Consider the following 22615-nt stretch of genomic DNA (forward strand, 5'->3'; position numbering starts at 1 on the left):
CATGCTCGTGTGCGCACCCCTCGTACGCACGCGGTCATGACCTCATCACGCGAATGCCCCGGGTGTTGCAGCCCCGGGGCACCCACGGGGTGGACGTTTCCACGGCCCGATACGAGGTGGTGGGGCCGGGCGCGAACAGGGTCGCCAGCGTCGGTGCCGGCAACCCGGCGCGGCGGAAGATCTCCGCGGCGTCGGCGTGCTCGCGAACGGCGGTCTCGACATCGCCGCGGGCGGCCCGGGCGGTGGCGCGCAGGAACAGGGCGCGGGCGCGGTCCAGCGGGTCGGCGGCCTTGCTGAGCAGGCCCAGCGCCTGCGTCGCTTCGCATTCGGCGGCGGCGTCCTGGCCGGCGCGCAGATGGATCTGGGCCAGCCGGGTCCGCGCCCAGCCCTCCCAGAGCCGCACGCCATTGTGATGGGTCATGCGGACCGCGTCCTCGGCCAGCTTCAGCGCCCGGTCGTGCTCGCCGAGCAGCGAACGCGTGGCGGCCAATTCGTGGGTGGCCCAGCCCAGCGCGACCGCGTTGGACGACTCCTGGGCCAGTTCGATCGCCCGCTCGGCCACCGCGACCGCCTCGGCGTACTGCCCGGACTCGCACAGCGTGCGGGTGGCCAGTGCCAGAATCCACGCCTCGAGCGACCGGTCGTTCAGCGCCCGCGTCCAGGCGATGGCATTGGCGTAATGCCGATGCGAATCCTTGGTATTGCCGGTGCGCCGGTCCGCCACCCCCAGCAGGATCTCGGCCAGCACCTGCAAGCGCCGGTCGGCGTCGTCGGCGGGCTGCGAGATCGGTTGCAGGAACGCCAGACTCGCCTCCACCTCGCCGAGGCCGATCTGCATCATGGCCCCCAGCGCCACCCGGATCCGCCGCGCACTGGCCTGGTCGCCGCCGCGAATCGCGGTGTCCAGCAGGGCCTTCAGCGCGTCGGCGAGCTCGCGGGCCCGGCTGCCGGTGTCCATGAGCTCGGCCATCACCCAGGCCAGATCCGCGGCCAGCGCCACGGTTCGCCCACCCAGCCGGGCCGCCTGCCGGTGCAGCGCGATGATCACCGGGCGTTCGATGTCGTTCCAGTTCTGGCCCTCCGCGCCGTCGGCGAAGGTGTGCCCGGGCACGGTGGTGGGCACCAGCAGCAGGGTGATATTGCTGTAATCCAGTGTGCCGAGCAGGTTCTTGGTGCTGGCCAGGTAGTAGTCCAGCAGCCGCACCACGATCTCGGATTCGCGTTCGCGCGCGTCGCGGCTCTCGGCGGTGCCGGCCAGCCGGGCGGCGAACAGCCGCAGCAGGTCGTGGAACTGGTAGCGCCCCGGTGCGGGCGTCTCGAGCAGGCTCAGATCCACCAGCGATTCGCAGACCAGCTCGGCCCGCGGCACCGGCACGTCCAGCAGCGCGGCGGCGCCGTCCACCGGGAAGTCCGGCACATCGGCGCGGGCCAGCATGCGAAATGCCCTGGCCTGCTCGGTGTTCAGCTGTCCGTAGCCGAGCCGGAAGGCCGCCTCCAGGGTGAGGTCCCCGGTCTGCAGCACCTCGAGCCGCTGGCCCTCGTCGGCGAGGCGCTCGGCCAGCGAGGCGATGGTCCACTGTGGCCGCACCGCCAGCCGCGCGCCGACAATGCGCACGGCCAGGGGGAGATAGGCGCATTGCTCGATCACCGCGTAGGCGGCATCTCGTTCGGCCGCAACGCGTTCGGCGCCGAGAATGCGGGTCAGCAGGGTCAGTGCCTCCTCCCGTTCGAGCACGTCGAGGCGGGTGCGGCGCACCGCGGGCAGTTCGGTGAGCGCCGAGCGGCTGGTGATCAGCACCGCGGTGCCGGGCGTGCCCGGCAGCAGCTGCGCCACCTGGGCGCTGTCGCGGGCATTGTCGAGCACCACCAGGATCCGCTTGTCGCTCAACAGGGTTCGCAGCTGCGCGGCCCGATCGTCCACGGTGGACGGGATATCGCCCTCGGCCACGCCGAGCCCGCGCAGGAACCCGCCCAGCGCGTCACCGGGCGGCACCGGCTCCGGATCCACGCCGCGCAGGTTCACATACAGCTGCCCGTCCGGGAACCGGTCGCGCACCCGATGCGCGATGTGCAGGGCCAGGGTGGTCTTGCCGATCCCGCCCATGCCGCCGACCGCCGAGATGGCCACGGCCGATCCGCCGCAGGTGAGCTGGGCGGCGATCTCCTCGGCCACCCGGGAGCGCCCGGTGAAATCGGCGATGTCGGGCGGCAATTGGGCCGGGGTGACCAGCGGCCGGGCCGGGCGCAGCACCGGCGGCAGTTCGGCGCGCAGGATCCGCGCGTGCACCTCGCTCAGCTCCGGCCCGGGCTCGACGCCGACGCCCTCGACCAGCGCGCGGCGGGCGCGGCCGTACTCCTCGAGCGCCTCGGCCTGGCGGCCGCAGTGATACAGCGCGGTCATGAGCAGCGCGCGGAAGCGCTCCCGCAGCGGATGCTCCTCGATGAGCGGCCCGAGTTCGGCGACCGCCTCGGCACTGCGGCCGGTTTCGATATCGAGGGCCAGGCGGTCCTCGAGAATGGAGAGCCGCCATTCCTCGAGCCGGGCGCGCTGGCGTTCGGCGTAGGGGCCGGGGAGCCCGCCCAGGGCCGCGCCCTGCCAGTGGCTCAGCGCCGATTCCAGGGTCTGGCGGGCCTTGCCCGGATCGTCGGCGCGCCATTGCGCGGCCGCGGCGACCTGCTCCTCGACCACGTCGATATCGGTGCGGCCGGGCGGAAGTCGCAGTGCGTAGCCGTCGCCGACGGAGATGAGCAGGGTCGAGGGCCCGCGATTGACGCGTTCGGGTTCGAGTTCGCGGCGCAGTTTGGCCACGTGGGTGCGCAGTGCGGGCACCGCGCGCAGGACCGGATCGTCACCCCAGATGCCCTCGACGAGCTCGGCGGCGGTGACCGCCTTGCCCTCGCGCAGCAGCAGGGCCGCGAGCACGGCCCGCCGCTGTGGCGGACCCAGATCCAAGGGCGTGTCCCCGCGCCACGCGCGGACCTCGCCCAGTACGGCAAACCTCAACAAACCGACCTCCCCGTTCGGCAGTGTAGAGGGACGATGCGCGAAACGATATGTCGCCTATCCTGCACCGATACCTTCCCCCATGATGGAGGATCGTCCCCGATGGCCGGGAGCGTCAATCGCAATATGCGAAGGAATCGGCCATCGGCCGTTCAGCATCGGTCATTGGTCGTTCATTGGCCGGTTCCAAGCGGGGCGCCGGATTCTGATCTCGGGCATCGACCACGATGCCCCCGATCATTGATGGAGGCATCCCATGCGGGTCAAGTCCGCCGCCGTACTGGTGCTGTGCGCCGCGTCCTTCGGTCTGGCGGCCTGCAATTCGCCCGACACCCCGGCCGGTCCGATCACCCCGACCGCGCCGGTGATCAGCACGCCGACCGGTACGGTCATGCCGACCACCGGCGGGAAGTCCGGTGAGGGGCAGGACAAGAGCACCGGCCGGTTCGTCATTTTGAGCCAGGGCCATCAGAAGGGCACCCAGGGGACGTTCAGCTACGACATCGACGTCCCGGGCGTCGGGGTCGAGGGCAAGGGTGTGAACTCCGAGGCGGCACGCGCGTTCAACAGCTGCATGTGGAGCGGGGTCCAGGCCTTCATGAGCCAGTACCAGCAGGCGAAGTCGGTCACCGATCCGAACGCGCGTTCACGCGTCGAGCGCATCGGCAAGCATGTGCTCAGCGGGCTGCTGTGGGCGAGCGTCGACGGTGGCGGCGCGCACCCGTTCATCGTGCAGTCGACGTGCGTGATCAATGCCGACACCTCGGAGAAGCTGGGCTTCGGGGACGTGTTCAACGATGAGTCGGAGGGCCTGAAACTGCTGTCCGCGCAGGCGGCCAAGCTGCTGCCCGCCACTCGCGCCGGGACCGGGTACAACAAGAACGGAATCACCCCCACCGCAGAGAATTTCAAGTCCTGGACCGCCACTCCCGATGGCATGCACGTGTACTTCGACCAAGGTCAGGTGGCCGCCGAGGCCGCGGGCGCGGTCGACATCACGGTGCCGTGGTCGGCGCTGCAGGCGCAGCTGAAGCCGGGTCTGCGCGACGTTCTGGCGAGCTGAGCGTGACGTACCCTGACCAGGTGGCCAGCGATGACGCGTCGCGCCCAGGGGGCATCGAGAAAGTGAGCGTGCGACGGCCCGCGATCGCCCTGATCACGCTCACCGCGGTCCTGTTCGTCACCTTCCTCGACACCACCGTGGTGAGCGTCGCCCTGGCCGACATCCGCTCGGAGCTCAGCACCGACGTGACGCTGCTGCAATGGGTGGTCAACGCCTACACGCTGGTCTTCGCCAGCCTCATGCTGGCGTTCGGCTCGCTGGGTGACCGCTGGGGACGCAAGCGGGTGATGGTCGCCGGATTGGCGATCTTCTGTGCGGGATCGGTGCTTTCGGCGGTGGCGGACAGCGTGCCGATGCTCATTCTCGGGCGCGCGGTCATGGGGTTGGGTGCGGCCGCGTCCGAGCCGGGCACCTTGTCGATTCTGCGGCAGGTGTTTCCGGACGCGCGGCAGCGCGCCAAGGCGCTGGGGGTGTGGGCCGCGGTGTCCGGGCTCGCGCTGGCCGCCGGTCCGGTGCTGGGCGGTGTGCTGGTGGACGCGTACGGGTGGCGATCGATCTTCTGGTTCAACCTGATCCTCGGCGTCGTGGTGTTCGCGGCCGCGCTGCGCTACGTCCCCGAGAGCTCCGATCCGCAACCAGGTCCACTGGACTGGGCCGGATCCCTGCTCGGCGCAATCGCTCTCGGCACGGTCATCTACGCGGCGATCAGCGGCGAGCACCGCGGCTACGGCGCGGCCTCGGTGGTGACGCTGTTCGCGATCGGCGGGCTGGCCCTGCTGGGCTTCGCGGTGGTCGAGACGCGAGTCCGCAATCCCGTCTTCGACTTTCGCTATCTGCGCCTGCCGCCGGTGCGCAGCGCGCTGGGGGTGGCGTTCGCCGTCTACTTCGGCATCTTCTCGATCTTCTTCTTCACCGCGCTGTACCTGCAGGTGATGATCCACTATTCGGCCGCGCGCACGGCCGGGGTGTTCGCGCCCATGGCGATCGCCATCATGGTGGGCTCGCTGGCCGCGGGCTACTGGGTGGCGCGCACCGACGCGCGCACGCCGATGATCGTCGGCTGCGTGGTGAGCGCCGCGGGCATCCTGCTCACCCGGCACGCTCTGAACGGCTCGATCGATTTCGCGGAGCTCTCGGCCACGCTCGCGGTCGCCGGGCTCGGCTTCGGAATCGCGGTGGTGCCCTTGACCTCCGCGGTCCTGACCGGCGTGCCCGCCGCCCATTCGGGCATGGCGGCCGCCGCCACCAACACCATGCGCCAGGTCGGCGCGGCCGTCGGTGTCGCGGTGCTCGGCTCGCTGGTGAATGGCTTCCTCACCGCGGACCTGAAGGCCAAGCTGACCGAACTGGGCCTGCCACCGGAACTACAACCGACCGCCATCGACGCGGTCGAACGCGGCCGGATCCCCTCCGGAATCGACCTGGGCACCATGCTGAAATACGCCTCCAAGGTGCCCGAAGCCCTGCAGACCGGAACCGTGGCCTTCCACCACGGACTCGATGTGGCCCTGCTGGTTTCGGCGCTCATGATCCTGGCCGCCGCGGTATTGTCCGCGTTCTCGCTCCGCGACCGGAGGGCCGCCGCAGCCGAAAAATAGGTGGCGCGAACCGGGTTCGGCCCGGCAGCATGTCCGGCATGTTCGCACAGTCCATCGCCGCATACCCCGCAGTCGCGGGTGCGATGGCTGCTGCCCTGGTTGTCGCATTCGACGGCGCACGACGCTGACCTTTCCCGGGACGTCCCGGACCTCAGACGGGGAAGGTCGGCTCGCTGCTGAGGTCCCTCGAAACCCGCTGTCGCGTTTGCGTGAACACCGCATCGGACAGCGCACCAGACGGAGAACATGTCATGGCCAAGCAGGCCTACGTCCGCACCAAGCCGCACGTCAATATCGGCACCATGGGTCACGTCGACCACGGCAAGACCACGCTGACCGCCGCCATCACCAAGGTGCTGGCCGAGCGCGGCGGCGGCACCTTCACCCCGTTCGACCGCATCGACCGGGCGCCGGAGGAGATCGAGCGCGGCATCACCATCAATATCGCGCACGTCGAATACGAAACCGCCACACGGCATTACGCGCACGTGGACATGCCGGGCCACGCCGACTTCGTGAAGAACATGATCACGGGCGCGGCCCAGCTGGACGGGGCGATCCTGGTGGTGTCGGCCGACGACGGCGTCATGCCGCAGACCAGCGAGCACGTGCTGCTGGCCCGGCAGGTGGGTGTCGAGCACATCGTGGTGGCGCTCAACAAGGCCGACGTCGCCGACGGTGAGCTGCTGGAGCTGATCGAGCTCGAGGTGCGAGAGCTGCTGTCCGCCAACGGCTTCGACGGCGAGGGCGCTCCGGTGATACCGGTGTCCGGCCTGCGCGCGCTGCAGGGCGACGAGCACTGGGGCGGGCAGCTGCTGCGGTTGCTCGACGCGGTGGACGAGTACGTACCCATGCCCGTCCGCTACACCGACGCGCCGTTCCTCATGCCGGTCGAGAACGTGCTCACCATTACCGGCCGCGGCACGGTCGTGACCGGCGCGGTGGAGCGCGGGCAGATCCGCCCGGGCGACCGGGTCTCGGTGCTCGGCTTCGGCGGCGAGCTGGAAGCGGTGGTCACCAGTGTCGAAACCTTCGGCCGGACAATGGAATCGGCCGAGGCGGGCGACAATGTGGCGCTGCTGCTGCGCGGTGTGCAGCGCGGCCAGGTGGCGCGTGGTCAGGTGGTCGCGGCGGTGGGCAGCATCGCGGTGCACTCCGGGTTCACCGCCCGCGTGCATCTGCTGACGGCCGCGCAGGGTGGTCGGCGCACGCCGATCTCCTCCGGCTATCGCCCGCAGTTCTTCCTGCGCACCGGTGACGTGTCCGGTCACGTGGTGCTGCCGGAGGGGCGGGCGATGCCGGGCGACACGGTCGAGCTGTCGGTCACCCTGGACCGCGCGGTGCCGCTGGAGCCTGGGCTCGGCTTCGCGGTGCGTGAGGGCAACCTGACGGTCGCCGCCGGCACGGTATTGACCGTCGACTAGGGGCAGGTGGATCTCGGTCCGAGCGTCTCGCTCGGGCCGGGATCCCGTGTTTTGACCGGTATGTCGCTATTGTTTCGCCCATGACCACCCGTTGCCAGAAGATTGCCGTCGCATTGGGCGTGGCCGCGCTTGCCCTCACCGGCTGCTCCTCCAACTCGAAGAGCGACTCGGACAAGATCGACGTCGGAGTCCTGGTCATCACCATGTTCGATCCCGAGAACGAGGTATGGCTGCAACGCGAGCAGCTGCCCACCACCGTCGATGTGCCCGGCGCCTTCAAGCCGGTGCGCTGCAATGCCGACAAGCTGTGCGTGGCCGAGACCGGCCAGGGCAAGTCGAATGCCGCGACGACCATGATGGCCATCCTCGGCAGCGACAAGTTCGACTTCTCCAAGGCGTACTTCCTCACGGCCGGCATCGCCGGAACCCCGCCCGAACAGGGCACTCTCGGCGGCGCGGCCTGGGCGCGCTGGGTGGTCGACTTCGACCTCGGCAACCACCTGGACCGGGCCGCCGCCCCCGACGTCCCGTTCGGCTTCCGCCCGGTGGAGGAATACAACACCGCCGCCTACCAACTCGACGGGTCCCTGGTGGAGAAGGCCTACGAGTGGACCAAGGACGCGAAGCTCACCGACAGCCCCGACGCGGCCGCCGAGCGCGCGATGTACCCGGGTCAGGAGGGCCGCACCCCCGCGGTCATGAAGTGCGACACCATGACCGGCGACGACTTCTTCTCCGGCAAGTTCCTCTCCGACACCGCGGGCTACATCATGAAGGACCGCACCAAGGGCGCGGGCACCTACTGCACGACGCAGATGGAGGACAACGCCACCGCCACCGCCCTGAAGGCCCACGGCTACCTCAACCGCTACCTGTCGCTGCGCACCATGAGCAACTTCGACCAGCCCTACCCGGGCCAGTCGGTGGTCCAGCACCTGGACCAGAGCAGCGGCGGCTTCAAGATCGCGCTGGAAAACCAGTACACCCTGGGCAAGACCGTCGCAGACCAGCTGCTGAAGAACCCGCCGACGAACTGAGTCGGATCCGAGGTGGCCGGGATTCTCTGGTCCGGGGCGAGGTTCGTCCCGGACCATGGGGTCCATGGAACGTGGGCATTACGGTGACGATCACCGGGCATTCGCCGAATTGGCGCGGGGCTTCGTGCGCAAGGAGGTCGCGCCGCACTATCTGGAATTCGAGGACGCCGGAATCGTGCCGCGCTCGGTGTTCGCGCGGGCGGGGGAGCTGGGTCTGCTCGGATTCGCGGTGCCGGTCAGTTACGGCGGGCTCGGAGTGTCGGATTTCCGGTTCAATCAGATCCTCATCGAAGAGTTCATGGAGGGCGACTGCGCCGGGGTGGGCCTGAATTTCGCCCTGCACAACGACATTTGCACCCCGTACCTGGTGAACCTGACCACCGAGGAGCAGCGGGAGCGGTGGCTACCCGGGTTTGTGGCGGGCACCCTGATCGCCGCCATCGGCATGACCGAACCGGGTGCGGGCTCCGATGTCGCCGGAATCCGCACGGCCGCAGTCGATATGGGCGACCACTTCCTGGTGAACGGCGCAAAGACCTTCATCACCAACGGAATCAACGCCGACCTGGTGATCACCGCCGTCCGAACGTCCGCCGAACGGCATCGCGGCATCAGCCTGCTGGTCCTCGAACGCGGCATGGAGGGCTTCGAACGCGGCCGTAACCTCGAAAAGCTCGGCCTGAAATCCCAGGACACCGCCGAACTCACCTTCACCGATGTCCGTGTCCCCAAAGCGAATGTCCTCGGCGAAGTGGGCCGAGGCTTCGAATACCTGATGGGCAACCTCCCCCAGGAGCGCATGCAGATCGCCGTAGCCTGCCTGGCGCGCTCCCGAGTCGCATTGCGCACCACCATCGAATACGTCAGCACCCGACAGGCTTTCGGCCAACCCATCGGTGCGTTCCAGAACACCAAGTTCACCCTCGCCGACGTCTCCACCGAAGTCTCGGTGGCCGAAGCCTTCATCGACAAGTGCGTACTGGAGCTCAACGCGGGCCGTCTCACCCCTGCCGACGCCGCCAAGGCCAAGCTCTGGGCCTCCGAGATGGAGTTCCGCTGCATCGACCGCTGCCAGCAGCTCTTCGGCGGGTACGGCTACATGCGCGAATACCCGATCGCCCGGGCGGCTGCTGATGCCAGGATCACTCGCGTCTATGGCGGAACGTCTGAAATCATGAGGGAAATCATCGGACGGGATCTGAAACTAACTGGCCCACAATCGATTTAAACATTCTGTACGGCATGTTTGTATGAAAAGGCTTATATCACTTGGTAATTCGGTTCGAAAACATGATCGAGAAGCGTAGAATGGAGGCATGACCAGCGGTGGAGGTGTTTCCGGCGGCACGATCGCAGACGCGATCGCGATGCTCGCTGCCGCCACCGACATCCTGCTCACCGATTCTTTGGGCGGATTCTCCGATACCGAATTCGTCGTTCAGATGCAGGAATTCGAGGCCGCCAAGCGTCGCCTGGCCGCGGTCGACCACCGCTTCGTCGGCGAAGTCCGCACCCGCAACCTGCCCGAGAAGGCGGGCTGGAAGAACCACACCGGCAAATACCTGCAGCAGGTGCTGCGCCTCGGCCACGCCGAAGCCGGTGCACGCGTGAATGCCGCCGAGCAGCTCGGGCAGCGCCAGGTCATGGGACAGGTGTTGGAGCCGAACCTGGCATGGGTCGCAGCTGCGCAGGAACAGGGCCTTGTGTCCTCGGATCACGCGCGCCGCATCGTGCAGGTCGTGCGCCGCATCCCCGCGATCACCGACCCGGAATTGGTGGGCAAGGCCGAAATGGAGTTGGCGCACTTCGCGACCCGCTCCACCCCCGATGATCTCCCCAAGCTCGGTGACCGCATTCTCGGATTCCTCGACCCCGACGGTCGCCTCGTCAGCGAAGAGGATCGCCAAGCCCGGCGTGGCCTCATCGTCGGCAAGCAGGGCGTGGACGGGATGAGCAGCATCTCCGGCCAGCTCACCCCGGCGGCGCGTGCGTTGCTGGATCCGATCTTCGCCGACCTGGCCCAGCCCGGCATGTGCAACCCCGACGACCCGCAGAGCCCGCAGCGTGCCAAGGGAATCCACCCCGACACCCTCCACGCCGCCGCCCGCCGCGACACCCGCTCCACCGCCCAGCGCCAGCATGACGCCCTCGTGGCGTTGCTGCGCCCGGAGATGGGCCCGGCCAACCTCGGCCAGCACCGCGGCCTGCCCGTGTCCACCATCATCACCATGTCCCTGGCCGAGGTCGAGGCCGCCGCCGGTGTCGCCACCACCGCCTCCGGCGGCACCGTCCCGATGGAAGAGGCCCTGCGCCTTGCCGAGCAGTCGCGCCCGTTCCTCACGATCTTCGACCACGCTGGCCGCCCTTTGCATTTCGGCCACGCCAAGGCCCACCGCCTCGCCCACGCCGACCAGCGCCGCGCGCTGATCGCCACCGAGCGGGGCTGCACCCGCCCCGGCTGCGATGCTCCCGCCACCCTGTGTGCGGTGCATCATGTGACCGAGTGGGCTAAAGGCGGGCCGACCGACATCGAAAACCTGACTTTGGCGTGCGATTCCTGCCACTCCCTGATCGGGGAAGGCCCCGACAAATGGAAAACGGTGGTCATGCCACCGGAATCCGAGCACGCCGGACGCATCGGCTGGATCGCACCCGCCTCCATCGACCCGAGCCAGACCCCGCAGGTGAACGACCGCCACCACGCCGGGGAGCTGAAGGCCGCCTCCCTGAGCACGCTCCGGAAACGGCGCACGCGCCCGGCGGTCCGATGCGGGTTGCGTCCCTAATTCCCGTGGCAGCCTCACCAATAGGTGGGGCCCCGTGGGTTGCTTCCGAAACCAGCTGCTCGTCTAACGCTGGCGTGCGCAAAGCACGGGGAAGCGTGGTCGCCTCGCCTGCCCTACCGCACTGGGGCTGACGCCGGGTTGGGAGCCGCCCCCCGCCGATCCCGGCCCACGGACTGCACGGATCACCTTCTCGAGACCAAGAACCTCGAGGGCTCTTCGTTCTTTTTCTTTTGTTCTTTCTTCTCTTCTTCCAGGCGTCTTTGTCTTTTGTTCTTTTATCTTTTGGCTCTTATCTTTTCAGCCCATGAGCGGATGCGATGAGCTTCTCCATGACCGTTCGTGGCAGTATCCGGCGCACCAGGAACATCAACGGCGCATTGCTGCCTACCGCATACAGCGGCTTGGGCCGATCCGAATTGACCGCTCCCACAATGGTTTCAGCCACCTTCCCAGGCTGGATGCCTTTGCTCATCTTGGCGTCGAGCACCCCCATGAACTTGGTGAACTCGGCAGTGTGCGGCGACCCTTCCTCCAGATACTTCGCCCGCCGCTCACTCAGCCCCGTATTGATCTGTCCCGGTTCGACAGTGGTGATCCACACCCCGAACGGCGACTCCTCGAACCGCGCCGCCGTCGCGAACCCGCGAATCGCGGCCTTGGTCGCGACGTAGGACGACCGGTAGGCCATGGGGAAGCTGCCCAGCATGGACCCGACCATGACGATCCGGCCGTACCCCCGCTCCCGCATCCCCGGCAGTACCGCCTGGGTCAGTGCGATCGCCCCGAAGACATTGAGCTGGAACAGCCTTTCGAGCGCTTCGCGGGGCAGCTCGGCCAAAGGTCCGGCCTGGCTCTCTCCGGCGTTGTTGATCAGCACGTCCACCGCCCCGAGCTCGGCCACGAAGCGCTCGATCGACGCGTTGTCGGTCAGATCCAGCGCCCGGTAGTCGACCCCCGGTACCCGATCGGCCTCGGCCAGCTTGTCCGGGTTCCGGCTCGTTCCGATCACCTTGTGCCCGAGCGCGGCGAAGGCGGCCGCGGTGGCCTTGCCGATGCCGGAGGACGCGCCGGTGACGAGGACGGTGCGAGTCGTATTGCTGCTCATGGCAGCGACGTTATCGGGTGCGGCGGGGGTGCGGCCAGGCGGCGGGCCGTCGGACGGACGGCAATTCGGGCCAGGAACGGAGCACGGGGGTGCAGCGGGTGTGGCGGCGTTCCGCGTTGGATTCGCCGGTAACCGAGCGGACGCCCAGCCAGATGCCGAGACCGAACGTGGGTACCGCCAATGCGGGAACTAGCAGGATGGCGGTTGAGCTCATGATGGGGTGACCTCGATTGCTGGTCGGCGTCCGGAGCGGATGTGGATGAATCGCACAGGGGGCGCGGCTGTTACGTGACGAATCGCGGTGAGGTCGGAAAGTGTGCCGGGGGATTGTTGTCCGTGACCATGCGATACACCCAAATCTGTCGGTTGCGCCACACCGGACGGTTTGCGTTGATATGTTGCGCCAACCCGATGGGGAACAGAAATTTGTCGGGAGTAGTCGAAGAGGACCGCGTACATGTTCGACTGGGACTTAGTCAGGAATACCTCCAGCGTGCACATATTGACGCAGCTCGCGGAGGAACGGGGGATGCCGGTGGGCGACTGTCTGGCGGGGGCCGGACTGTCACCGCCGGCGGTGATCGACTCCAACGCCGAAGTCACCGCCCGGCAGGAAATCACGGTGGTGCGGAATCTGCTCGCGCGCTTCGGGGACGAGGCGGGGCTGGGCGTGGAGGCGGGGAGCCGGTATCACATCTCGTTGTATGGGCCGTGGGGGCTTGCGCTGCTGGCCAGCCGGACGCTGCGGGACGCCGTGGATATCGCGCTGCGTTACGTGGAGCTGGCATTCGCGTTCGGGCAGTTGAGTTTCGAGGAGGCCTCGGGGGAGGCCCGGCTTCGATTCGATGATCATGAAGTGCCCGAGGATGTGCGGGCCTTTCTGACCGAGCGGGTCATGACCGGGATTCAGATGATCGGGCGGGAGCTCTTCTCGATGGGGGTTCCGGTGCGGCGCTTGAGTTTCCGGCACCGGGGTCCGGCCGATACTGCACGCTATCGGGCGGTGTTCGGGCTCGAGCCGAGCTTCGGCGCGGGCGGCAATGAACTCGTCTTCGACGCCGCCTACCTGGATGTGCCATTGCCGCAGGCGAACGAATGGGCGCGTAGCACCTGTGAGCAGATGTGCCGGGATCTGTTGGCGCGCAGGCACGCTCGTACGGGCGTTTCGGGTGCGGTGCGGGATCTGCTGGTGCGCAATCCGGGGGAGATTCCCGATCAGTCGGCGGTGGCGGCCGAACTGTTCGTAAGTCCGCGCACGCTCTCGCGGCGGCTGCACGAGGAGGGCACCTCGTTCCGGGCGCTGCTCGACGAGGTGCGGCAGGCGCTCTCGGAGGAGATGCTCGACCACACCCACATGACCACCGAGCAGGTGGCGGCTCGGCTGGGATACGCCGAGGCCGCCTCCTTCATCCGGGCCTTCCGGCGCTGGAACGGTTGTCCGCCACAGGAATACCGGGCCCGCGGTATGCGAGCCCGGGAGCCGGAATTGGTCTGACCGTCAGGCACGCGCGGTCAGGAAGGTGCCCGCGTGCAGGGTGGTGCCGAATCCCGGTGTGAAATCACCGTATTCGTAGACCGGGTGGCCGCCTACCACGGTGGCGGCCACCGCCCGGTCGTTTCGATTGACCATGCGGTTCAGGCCCGGCACGCCGGGGAACGGGGCCTCGGCGTACTCGCTGCTGGAACCGTCGAAACCGGCGGGATCGATGACGGCGATATCGGCGCGGGCACCCACATCCAGGCGGCCCGCGTCGAGGCCGTACCAGTCGGCCAGCTCTCCGGTGACCCGGTGAATGGCGGCCTCTATGGGAAGGAACCCGCGCTTGTGGGCGCGTTCGAGCAGGCGTAGGCCAAAGTTGTAGAAGGCCATATTCCGCAGGTGCGCACCGGAATCGGCGAAACCCACCTGCATCATCGGTGAGCGCTGGAGCTGGTCCAGGACCTCCTCGCGGTCATTTGCGATGACGGTGCGCCAGCGCAGTTTCGCGCCGTGCGCGACGGCCAAATCCAGCAGCGCGTCAGCCGGATCGATGCCGCGTTCATCCGCCACCGCGCCGAACGACTTCCCGACGACCTCGGCCTCCGGACAGGACACGATCACCGCGTCGTAGAGGTCCCGGTTCCACACGCGCGGGCCGAACTTCTTGGACAGATCCTTGCGGAACTGCCTGCGATAGCCCTCGTCGGCCAGCAGCTCACCGCGTTTCATGACATCGCGGATATTGAGCGCGGCCACGCCGGACCCGAATTCCTCGAACACCACCAGATCGACACCGTCGGCGTACACCTCGAACGGCACCGGCAAATGCTGCCACCGGAACTGCGCCCCGCCAACGGTATTCGCGACCCAGGCCGCCGCGGTCGCGGCCCGCGCGGTGGTGCGATCCGCCTTGACGTCCATCCCGGCGATGAGAGTCGTCTTGAGCGGCTTGCGGATTCGTCCCGCACTCTCCGCGAAGTACCGGGCGATCTCGGATCGGGCGGTCAGATTCGGCGTGCTCTGATGCACCCGGCCGCGTTGGCGCAGAATCGCATTCAGCGCGCGATACTCCCGCCATGTGGCGTACGTGGACGGCAGCTGCCGGGTCGGGAAACGCACGCCCTCCAGCTTGGAGAACGAACTGCGGATGGTGGACAGGCCCAGGAATCCGGCATCCAGCGCGTCCTCGAGCATCCCGCACATGCGCTTCAGCTCGGCGGCAGTGGGGCGGGCCGCGGCGTCCACGGCCCGGGCCAGCCCCATGACCGTCACCCGCATGTCCGAATGCCCCAGGAACGCGGCGACATTCGCGCCCAGCGGGCGATCGGCGATGGCCTTCGCGTACGCGTGCGGCCCATCCCAATCCTTGTGCTCCTTGACGGCCGCGTGCACCGTGTCCCACGGCAGCGCCTCCACCCGGGCGAACAGGTCGGCGCAGTCCTCGGCCTCGGAGTACACGGTCTACAGCGAGCAGTTCCCGAGCACCACCGAGGTCACGCCGTGCCGGACCGATTCGCCCAGGCCGGGATTGCCCAGCACCTCGGCGTCGTAATGGGTGTGCACATCGAGCATGCCGGGCATGACCCACTTGCCGGTCGCGTCGACGGTCCGCGCCCCGTCGGGCAACTCGCCCTCGATGGCCACGACCTTGCCGTCGCTGACGCCGATATCGGCTCGCACGCCGGGTTTCCCGGTCCCGTCGAAGACCGTCCCACCGCGAATCACCAAGTCGCACCGAGCCATCTCAACCACCCTGTCCTCAGCTCGCCGTCAGCGGTTGTTTCACACGCTACAACCGGAGTATGCGCCCGGCTCAGCGCCTCGGGAAGGCGACGGTGGCGGTCGGCGCGCGGTGATCCGGGCCGGGGAGGCGGAGTACCGAGGATGCGGCGGGCGCGAGGCCGCGCAGCAGGATGTGGTCGAGACGCGCCACGGGAAAGGCGGCGGGCCAGGTGAAGCCGGGCCCCGAGCCCGGGCGTGACTGGGTGTCGGTGTAACCGGGGGCGAAGGAGTCCCAGTGCCGGTCGGTGGTCGCGGTATTGAAGTCCCCGGCCACCACGATATGTGGCGCTTTGTCGGCCGACAGCTGGCGCGACAGGATGCGCAGACCGTCATTGCGAGTCGCGGTGTCGGCCGGGCGGACCGACGGGAGATGGACCACGTACACCACCATCTCGCCGTACGGCGTATCCACGTGGGTGCGCAGCCCGCGCCGCCAGCCGACGCCGACGTCGGCGGTGCTGGTGCCGGAGGTCGGGTAGCGGCTCCACAGGGCCACCGTGCCGCGCTCCTCGCGATACGGGTAGTCCGCGTCCAGGATTCGCTGGACGGACGGTCGATCGGCGCCGCTGAGCTCCTGAACGGCGATGAGGTCCGCGCCGGTGGCGGCGAGGGCGCGCGCGGTGGCCTCGGGGGACGGATTGTCCGCGAAGAAGTTCTGGGACACGACCCTCACGGTGCCGTCGGACGGGACGACGGCCGTGGCGGTCGGCGCCCACCACGAGCCGAAGTTGTAGGCCCACACCAGGAGCGGGGCGATACAGGCCACGGCGCCCGCCGGGCAGCGGCACAGCACCGCCAGCACGGCCAGCACCGGGACCAGCAGCACCAGCCAGGGCGCGGCGGTGTCGAGGGCGACGCCGACCCCCAGCACATCCGGCACCCGATCGTGCACCGCCAGCAGCACCGCGAGAAGTGCTGCGGCGGCGACGAATACGAGGGTGGTCGCGTGCTTCATCGCGCGGGGCACAGTCGCCGGGGACCGGGTTCACCCTTCAGCTGCGCGTCGACGCAGCCGTCGGGCAGTCCGTTGTAGTCCTTGGTGCCGAAATTGGCGGTGACGGTGAGATCCCCGTCGCCGAAGACACTGCGCTGCACCAGATGATCGTCGGTCAGCCAGCGGAAGTCGGTCATCGGTTGCGTGCCCGCCCGCTCGTGCAAGGGCGCGAAGAACTGTTGCAGCCGCGCCATTTCGGGCCCGTGCTCGGCCAGGGTGGGGCCGTCCAGCACGAAGTTGAGCGGTGTGTTGTTCAAGACGGCCGTCAAGGCGCGCATCGTCTCCTGTTGCGGCAGTTTGTAATACGACAGCTCCCACCGATCCACATTCACCAGCGAGTCGTGCAGCACGGTCTCGTACAACGGCACCCGGTACACCGGATCGAACATGGCCGTCGCCAGATCGGCGGGCAGATCGACGGGCTTGAAGAACACCTTCGGGGCGGTGTCGGGATACCACGCGCCCCACACCTGCCGATCGCGCTGCAGCTTCCACAGCCCGTCCGAGATCGGGTTCTGCGCACCGTGATCGAACGCCAGCACCGGCGCGGCCCAGGCCCCGGCCGCCTCCGAACCGAGGACGGTCTTGCGGTCGTCAGCAAGCCAGCGCATGCGGGACAGTCGGTTGTCGCGGTCCTGCCGCTGGGTCATGGGGTGCGCGGGGGTGTGGTCGTCGAAGAACTCGCCCGCGGCGTCGACATCGAGGAAGTAGCTGTTCGCGCCGTTGGCGGTCATCGCCGCGTAGCGGTCCTCGTACAGCTTCGGATCCTGTTTCAGCGCTTCGGAACTCAGGTAGCAGCCGCGACCGTGGAAGCCGCTCTCCGGGGCGCCGTTCGCGTCGTGGACGCAGCCGTCGGGCCACACCGCGCCCGGCCAGCGGGAGGACGGATTGTCGGCGGTGGCGGGATCCTGGGCATTGGCCCACGAATCGTACGGTCCGGCAAGGTATCCCGCGTCCTTCGCCGCCGTGACGGCCGCCTTCGAGAGGGGATCGTTGCCCGAGTCGTAGCCGAGCCACATCTTGGACAGCCCGAGTTCCTTCATCTTCCGGATGGCCTCGGGAGAGCGCGCGTCGCCCCACAGGTAGGCGTGGAAGGCGCCGAGCAGCTTGCCGATCTCGGGATTCTGCTCGATCTTGTCGCGCAGCGAACGGAATTCGCCGTGCCCGATCAGCCAGGCGCGGTAGTCCTTGGCGGCGGCGACCGGGGACGCGTCGGTGAGCGCGATGTCCACGGTGTAGTCGTCGGTGCCCGCGCCCTTGGCGAAATCGTGGCTCCCACCGGCGATCAGCTTGCCGCTCTCCGATTTCACGGTGACGCTGCTGCCGATATCGGTGGGCACGATGTAGCTCACGCCGCGATCGCCGACGCTGTAGCCCCAGAACGGCATGGTCAATCCGGAGGTCAGCGGTACCGGGTCGCCGATCAGGCCGGTGTCGGGGCCGTTCCAGAACGGGTCGCGCACCGGGAGCGAGAGCCCTTCCCCGCGCGGGAGCTGCAGGGCGGTGGCCGCGTTGTCCTTGCCGGTGATCGGCCATTGCAGCGAGCCGTCGCGATCGCTGTGCACGGTGACGCGCAGGCGGCCGTCCTCGGCGGTGGCCGAGACCGTCAGCGCCCGATCCGGGTAGGCCCAGGTCGCGGTCGAACCGGCGAGGTGCACCGGACCGGTCTTGCCCAGGGCGTCGGTGGCCGGTGCGGACAGCTCATAGCTCTTGCCCGCGGAGTTCGCGGTGATGCCCAGGTTCGTGGTGTTCACCTGGGCCGTGCCGTCGCCCATCGGGATAACCACATAATTGCCCTCGAGGTGGGGCGCGGGCGTCGACGCGTCCTTGCCGCAGGCCGTGAGTCCGGCGGCGGCCACCCCGAGAATGGCCAGCACGGCCGGGGTGCGAGGCGGTATCCGAAGTCTCATGGGGGCCACATTCACGGACCGAGATGAGAGTCGGATGAGAAAGCGCAGGTGGTGGTCGTGCGTATGATCCGTGGGGTGCGGATATTGGTGGTCGACGACGAAGCCTCGGTGCGGGACGCGCTGGTGCGCGCCCTCGGTATGGAGGGCTACGAGGCCCGGGGTGTCGGCGATGGCGCGACCGCCCTGACCGAGGTTGCCCAGTGGCAGCCGGAGGTGGTGGTGCTGGATGTGCTCATGCCGTTCATGGATGGTCTGACCACCTGCCGCACGCTGCGCGGGCGCGGGGATCGCACACCGATCCTCATGCTCACCGCGCGCGACGCGGTGGCCGACCGGATCGAGGGGCTCGACGCGGGCGCGGACGACTATCTGGTGAAGCCGTTCGATCTGGACGAGTTGCTGGCGCGGGTGCGGGCATTGGTGCGGCGCACCTATCCCGAGGACGGGGCGGTGCTCTCGACGGGGGATCTGGTGCTCGACACCGCCGCGCACACGGTGCGGCGCGGGGACCGCGAAATCGAGCTCAGCCGAACCGAATTCGCCTTGCTCGAGGTGCTGCTGCGCAATGCCGGGCAGGCGCTGCCCCGGGAAACACTGATCGACCGGGTGTGGGGGCACAACTCGTCGAACGCGCTGGAGGTGTACATCCGCTATCTGCGGCGCAAGCTCGAGGCGGACGGCGAAGCCCCGCTGATCCATACCGTGCGCGGTGTCGGCTACCGACTGGGGTCCTCGTGAAGCGGCTCGGACTGCGCGGCCGGATCGCCGTATTCTTCGTGCTGGCAATGGCTTTGGCGCTCGCCGGAATGGCGGCGGCCGCCTATGTCGTGGTCGGGCACGAGCTGAACAGCACCCTCGATCTGAACCTGCGCCGACAGGCCACCCGCACCGCCCGGCAGTTCCCGACCGAGCCGTCCGTCGCGGCGATGTCCGGACAGTGCCAGTATCTGGCCGCGCCCAGCTGCGTCCAGGTGGTGGCGACCGACGGCCGTATAGTCTCCGACCGCGACCCCGAGCTATCCCTGCCGGTCGACACCGAAACCCGTTCCGTCGCAGCCGGATCGGCCTCCGCGTTCTACACCGACTTCACCCTCGACGGCTACCCCATGCGGATGTACACCACCCAGCTGGTCCCCGGCAGCGCCGTCCAGGTCGCGCAACGCTCCGACACCGTCGACACCAGCCAGCGCCGGGTGGGGATCGCCCTGCTCGCGGCCGCGGCCGCCGGACTCCTGCTGGCCGCCCTGATCGGCACCGTGCTGGCCCGCCGCGCCCTCGCACCCGTCGCGGCCCTCACCGAGGCCGCCGAAAAGGTCGCGCGCACAAGGGATCCCAAGCATCATATCGAGGTCGACGGCTCCGACGAGCTGTCCCGCCTGGCCGTCAGCGTCAACACCATGCTCGACGAACTCGACGCCGCCCTCACCGCCGAACGCGAATCCCGCGCCGCCCAACAGCGATTGATCGCCGACGCCTCGCACGAACTGCGCACCCCGCTGACGGCCCTGCGCACCAATATCGACATGCTCCGGCGTGCGGGCCGGATGTCGCCCGCCGATCTCGACGAGACGGTCTCCGCCCTACGCGTCCAATCGGAGGAACTGTCGGGCCTGGCCACCGATCTCATCGACCTGGCCCGCGCCGACGATCCGGACGCCGCACCCGAGACCCTCGAGGACCTGCGCCTGGACCTGCTCACCGCCGACTGCCTCACCACCGCCCGAAGGCACTGGCCCGCAATCAACTTCGACGCCGACCTGCATCCGGTGACCGTTCAGGGCGCACCCGCGCGGCTGTCGCGGGCGATCACCAATCTGCTCGACAATGCCGCGAAATTCAGTCCGCCCGGCGGCACGGTCGCCGTCACCGTCATCGATGGCGAGCTATCGATCAGTGATCAGGGGCCCGGCATTCCGCCCAAGGATCTGCCGCACATCTTCGACCGCTTCTACCGCTCCCCGTCGGCGCGATCGACGCCGGGGCACGGCCTCGGGCTGGCCATCGTGTCTCAGGTCGCGGCGCTCCACAATGCCGCTCCCGTAGTCGAATCCACCTCGGGCGGGACCCGCTTCACCCTCACCTTCCCGGCCCGGGGTTAGCGGTCAGGTCGGCGACGGGCAGAACGGCGCGCACGACACCGGGGACGTCGGCGGGGGAGCGGGCTCGTCGAAGTTCGCCGAGCTCACCAGGATCAGCAGTCCGACGGCCGCCGCGAGCACCGCCGCCGCGGCGACCGCGACCACACCCCAGTTGAGTCGGGGAAATGTGATGACCTCGTCGCCGTCCTCGAGGGCGAGGAAGATCACCGCCGCACTCGCCGGCGATCGAGATAGTTGTTGCAGAACGGCATTACGCCACCAGCGTCCGGCCATGGCAGCACACGAGCCTTTTACAGATGTGATTCTCCGGGTTGCCGCAATTGCGGCAACTCCCAGGCTACGCCCGAAATGTCGTTATAGCTAACGGCTATTCAATCACGGTCATTCGGCTCTCGAGTAGTTCTGCGGTGGTGCCGTCGCCGTTCGGAGACCAGGATGAAACCCGTTGCCCGACGGTCGAAATGGGAGAGCGATGAACAACGAGCCACGCCGCCCGAAGGGGCTGGGCAAGCGCGCCTGGGTCACCACGCAGCTGGTGCGCCGCGTTCTGCGCACACTGGCCTGGTCCAATATCGTGAACGTGACGGTTATCGGCCGCGACCGCGTACCCGCCGCCGGCCCGGTCATCGTGGCGAGCAACCACATCTCCATGCTGGACGCGGTCTTCCTCTGGGGCGCCCTGCGCCGCCGCGCCATTGCCATCGCCATGGCCGAACTCTGGTCCTGGCCCGTCGTCGGCTGGCTGGTCCGCCGCCTCGGGCAAATCCCGGTCGTCCGCCGCGACAACGAATCCGGCCGCGCCGCCACCGCCCAGGCCGAGCAAATCCTGCGCCACAACGGCGTGCTCATCATCTACCCCGAGGGCCGCCTGGTCGCACCCGGCGAAGACGAACCCTACAAGCCCGGCGTCGCGAAACTCGCTCTGGCGACCGGCGTTCCGATCATCCCGGTAGCCACCACCGGCACCGACGGCGTCCTCCCCACCCGCCGCACGCGCGGCGACGGCCCCGCCTTCAACCGCCGCCACCCGGTAACGATCCACTTCGGCCACCCCATCAACCCCGCCGACTTCGACGACCCCGACAAACTCCTCGAGCACCTCCGCCACACCATCGAAGACCTCCGCGCCCAAGCCCTCTGAAGTCGCGTCGCCCGCAGGCATAGAGCGTGTCGGTAACCCGGGTTAGGGTCGCCCGGTGAACGTGCAAGTAATCCCGGGTCGGCTGATCGAGGCGCCGACCGCCGACGTGACCGGTATGGACCGGCGTGCCTTCGGCGAATTCATCGGCCCCGGAGGCGAGCTCGCCTCCTATGCCTTCGGCTGGACGACGGGCGCCGACCCGCACGCCGGACGCTTCAGTGTCGGCATCGGAGTCGGCAACCCGGGTGGCGGGACCTTCCACGCGGTCGTCTTCAACCACGAGGACAGTCACGCCTTCGGGCTCGTGGACGAGCCGTTCGAGCAAGTGCCCCAGGGCGGCCCGGACCTCACCCGCGACCAGGCCCGCGCGCACGAGGATCTGCCGTTCATCTGGTGGGTGATCGACAACGTGATGCAGCGCGACCCGCGCGCCCGATGGATGCGCCACTGGCTGCTGGGCACCCGCTGCATCCAGACCCCCGAAGTATTCGAGCAGCGCGAACCGATCCTGTATGTCAGTAACGACGCCGACGACGATCTCTGGCAGCTGATCGGGCCCACCGACGCGGGCAGCGAAGGCCACATCGGCCACCTGCACCACGCGATCGACGAAGACCCCACCCTCATGGATGTCATGAACCTCGAACCGGGTGCTTACGCGACCCGCGAAACCGTGGGCGGCCCGTGGACCCGCACCGATCCGAAAACCGCTGCCGACTAAGCGCTGTGGCCGCTAAGGAATGACCGCGTCGGCTTCGATCTCGACCATCAGGGCGGGATCGATGAGCGCACTGACCTCGAGCATGCTGGCGGCCGGGCGGATTTCGGCGAATACCTCGCCGTGTGCTTTGCCGACCTCTTCCCAACGGCTGATGTCGGTGACGAAGATCCGGGTGCGGACGACGTGCTCGACGCTCGCGCCGACCTCGGCGAGCGCTGCGGCTATGCGGCGCAAGGCTTCCCGGGTCTGCGCGCCGATATCGTCGCCGCCGACCGCCCCGCCCTCGGGAGCCGCGGCGGTGGTCCCCGCCACCGACACCCACTGCCCGACGCGCACCGCCCGCGAATAGCCCACGATGGGCTCCCATTCCGCGCCCGAGGAAACCAACTGCCGATCCGTCATGCGGCCAATCTTGCATGAGACTCCACGGCTGACAATCTCTTTGTTCTCCCTGGCAGCGGGCACTCATGC

The 22615-nt window shown here is 68.4% G+C and carries 18 protein-coding genes and 1 pseudogene; 11 read left to right on the forward strand and 8 right to left on the reverse strand.

The window, feature by feature from the left end:
- Nucleotides 1-34 precede the first annotated feature (34 nt).
- Nucleotides 35-3004 carry a BTAD domain-containing putative transcriptional regulator gene (locus ACAM49_RS18470; protein WP_369636767.1) on the reverse strand — a complete coding sequence of 990 codons (2970 nt, stop codon included), beginning with the start codon at nt 3002-3004 and terminating at the stop codon, nt 35-37.
- Nucleotides 3005-3260: 256 nt separating this feature from the next.
- Between ACAM49_RS18470 and ACAM49_RS18475 the strand changes: the two genes are divergently transcribed.
- From ACAM49_RS18475 to ACAM49_RS18500, 6 genes are all read left to right on the forward strand, one after another.
- Entirely contained in the window at nt 3261-4067 is an 807-nt protein-coding gene (locus tag ACAM49_RS18475; RefSeq protein WP_369636768.1) for an RsiV family protein, read from the forward strand.
- 2 nt (nt 4068-4069) lie between these two features.
- Nucleotides 4070-5665 carry an MFS transporter gene (locus ACAM49_RS18480; RefSeq protein ID WP_369636769.1) on the forward strand — a complete coding sequence of 532 codons (1596 nt, stop codon included), beginning with the start codon at nt 4070-4072 and terminating at the stop codon, nt 5663-5665.
- 251 nt (nt 5666-5916) lie between these two features.
- Nucleotides 5917-7089 carry an elongation factor Tu gene (tuf, locus tag ACAM49_RS18485; protein WP_369636770.1) on the forward strand — a complete coding sequence of 391 codons (1173 nt, stop codon included), beginning with the start codon at nt 5917-5919 and terminating at the stop codon, nt 7087-7089.
- An 80-nt stretch (nt 7090-7169) separates the two neighbouring features.
- Nucleotides 7170-8126 (forward strand): purine nucleoside permease, encoded by a 957-nt coding sequence (locus ACAM49_RS18490; RefSeq protein ID WP_369636771.1) that lies wholly within the window; start codon nt 7170-7172, stop codon nt 8124-8126.
- Nucleotides 8127-8190: 64 nt separating this feature from the next.
- Nucleotides 8191-9354 (forward strand): acyl-CoA dehydrogenase family protein, encoded by a 1164-nt coding sequence (locus ACAM49_RS18495; RefSeq protein WP_369636772.1) that lies wholly within the window; start codon nt 8191-8193, stop codon nt 9352-9354.
- Nucleotides 9355-9442: 88 nt separating this feature from the next.
- A complete protein-coding gene (locus ACAM49_RS18500; RefSeq protein ID WP_369636773.1) occupies nt 9443-10912 on the forward strand; it encodes a DUF222 domain-containing protein in 1470 nt (489 codons plus the stop codon).
- A gap of 289 nt (nt 10913-11201) precedes the next feature.
- Here the strand turns inward: ACAM49_RS18500 and ACAM49_RS18505 are convergent, their stop codons facing one another.
- Nucleotides 11202-12017 carry an SDR family oxidoreductase gene (locus ACAM49_RS18505; RefSeq protein ID WP_369636774.1) on the reverse strand — a complete coding sequence of 272 codons (816 nt, stop codon included), beginning with the start codon at nt 12015-12017 and terminating at the stop codon, nt 11202-11204.
- 10 nt (nt 12018-12027) lie between these two features.
- Nucleotides 12028-12231: a hypothetical protein gene (locus ACAM49_RS18510; RefSeq protein WP_369636775.1), complete on the reverse strand. Its 204-nt coding sequence runs from the start codon at nt 12229-12231 to the stop codon at nt 12028-12030.
- Nucleotides 12232-12546: 315 nt separating this feature from the next.
- Here ACAM49_RS18510 and ACAM49_RS18515 point away from each other — a divergent pair, with 315 nt between their 5' ends.
- Nucleotides 12547-13512 carry an AraC family transcriptional regulator gene (locus ACAM49_RS18515; protein ID WP_369636776.1) on the forward strand — a complete coding sequence of 322 codons (966 nt, stop codon included), beginning with the start codon at nt 12547-12549 and terminating at the stop codon, nt 13510-13512.
- A 3-nt stretch (nt 13513-13515) separates the two neighbouring features.
- Here ACAM49_RS18515 and ACAM49_RS18520 read toward each other — a convergent pair.
- From ACAM49_RS18520 to ACAM49_RS18530, 3 genes and pseudogenes are all read right to left on the reverse strand, one after another.
- Nucleotides 13516-15240, reverse strand: a pseudogene (locus ACAM49_RS18520) (amidohydrolase family protein).
- A gap of 70 nt (nt 15241-15310) precedes the next feature.
- Entirely contained in the window at nt 15311-16234 is a 924-nt protein-coding gene (locus tag ACAM49_RS18525) for an endonuclease/exonuclease/phosphatase family protein (RefSeq protein WP_369636777.1), read from the reverse strand.
- Nucleotides 16231-18183, reverse strand: coding sequence for a glycoside hydrolase (locus tag ACAM49_RS18530; RefSeq protein ID WP_369636778.1), 1953 nt, complete (start codon nt 18181-18183; stop codon nt 16231-16233). Before ACAM49_RS18530 ends, ACAM49_RS18525 begins: the two co-directional genes overlap by 4 nt.
- Before the next feature lie 75 nt (nt 18184-18258).
- On the opposite strand from ACAM49_RS18530, the gene ACAM49_RS18535 reads away from it, so the two are divergent.
- Both ACAM49_RS18535 and ACAM49_RS18540 read left to right on the forward strand, forming a co-directional pair.
- Nucleotides 18259-18921, forward strand: coding sequence for a response regulator transcription factor (locus tag ACAM49_RS18535; RefSeq protein ID WP_369636786.1), 663 nt, complete (start codon nt 18259-18261; stop codon nt 18919-18921).
- Nucleotides 18918-20282 carry an ATP-binding protein gene (locus tag ACAM49_RS18540; protein WP_369636779.1) on the forward strand — a complete coding sequence of 455 codons (1365 nt, stop codon included), beginning with the start codon at nt 18918-18920 and terminating at the stop codon, nt 20280-20282. The genes ACAM49_RS18535 and ACAM49_RS18540 overlap by 4 nt, the downstream gene beginning before the upstream one ends.
- A gap of 3 nt (nt 20283-20285) precedes the next feature.
- Here ACAM49_RS18540 and ACAM49_RS18545 read toward each other — a convergent pair whose 3' ends face one another.
- The gene (locus tag ACAM49_RS18545; RefSeq protein ID WP_369636780.1) at nt 20286-20555 is read right to left on the reverse strand and encodes a hypothetical protein; all 270 of its coding nucleotides are present in this window, start codon (nt 20553-20555) and stop codon (nt 20286-20288) included.
- Nucleotides 20556-20754: 199 nt separating this feature from the next.
- Between ACAM49_RS18545 and ACAM49_RS18550 the strand changes: the two genes are divergently transcribed.
- Nucleotides 20755-21423, forward strand: a complete 669-nt coding sequence (locus ACAM49_RS18550; protein WP_369636781.1) for a lysophospholipid acyltransferase family protein — start codon at nt 20755-20757, stop codon at nt 21421-21423.
- Nucleotides 21424-21478: 55 nt separating this feature from the next.
- Nucleotides 21479-22144 (forward strand): hypothetical protein, encoded by a 666-nt coding sequence (locus ACAM49_RS18555; protein ID WP_369636782.1) that lies wholly within the window; start codon nt 21479-21481, stop codon nt 22142-22144.
- A 12-nt stretch (nt 22145-22156) separates the two neighbouring features.
- On the opposite strand, the gene ACAM49_RS18560 is transcribed toward ACAM49_RS18555, so the two are convergent.
- The gene (locus ACAM49_RS18560; RefSeq protein ID WP_369636783.1) at nt 22157-22546 is read right to left on the reverse strand and encodes a RidA family protein; all 390 of its coding nucleotides are present in this window, start codon (nt 22544-22546) and stop codon (nt 22157-22159) included.
- Nucleotides 22547-22615 lie beyond the last annotated feature (69 nt).

This window comes from Nocardia sp. JMUB6875 (genome assembly GCF_041154655.1).
GTDB lineage: Bacteria > Actinomycetota > Actinomycetes > Mycobacteriales > Mycobacteriaceae > Nocardia.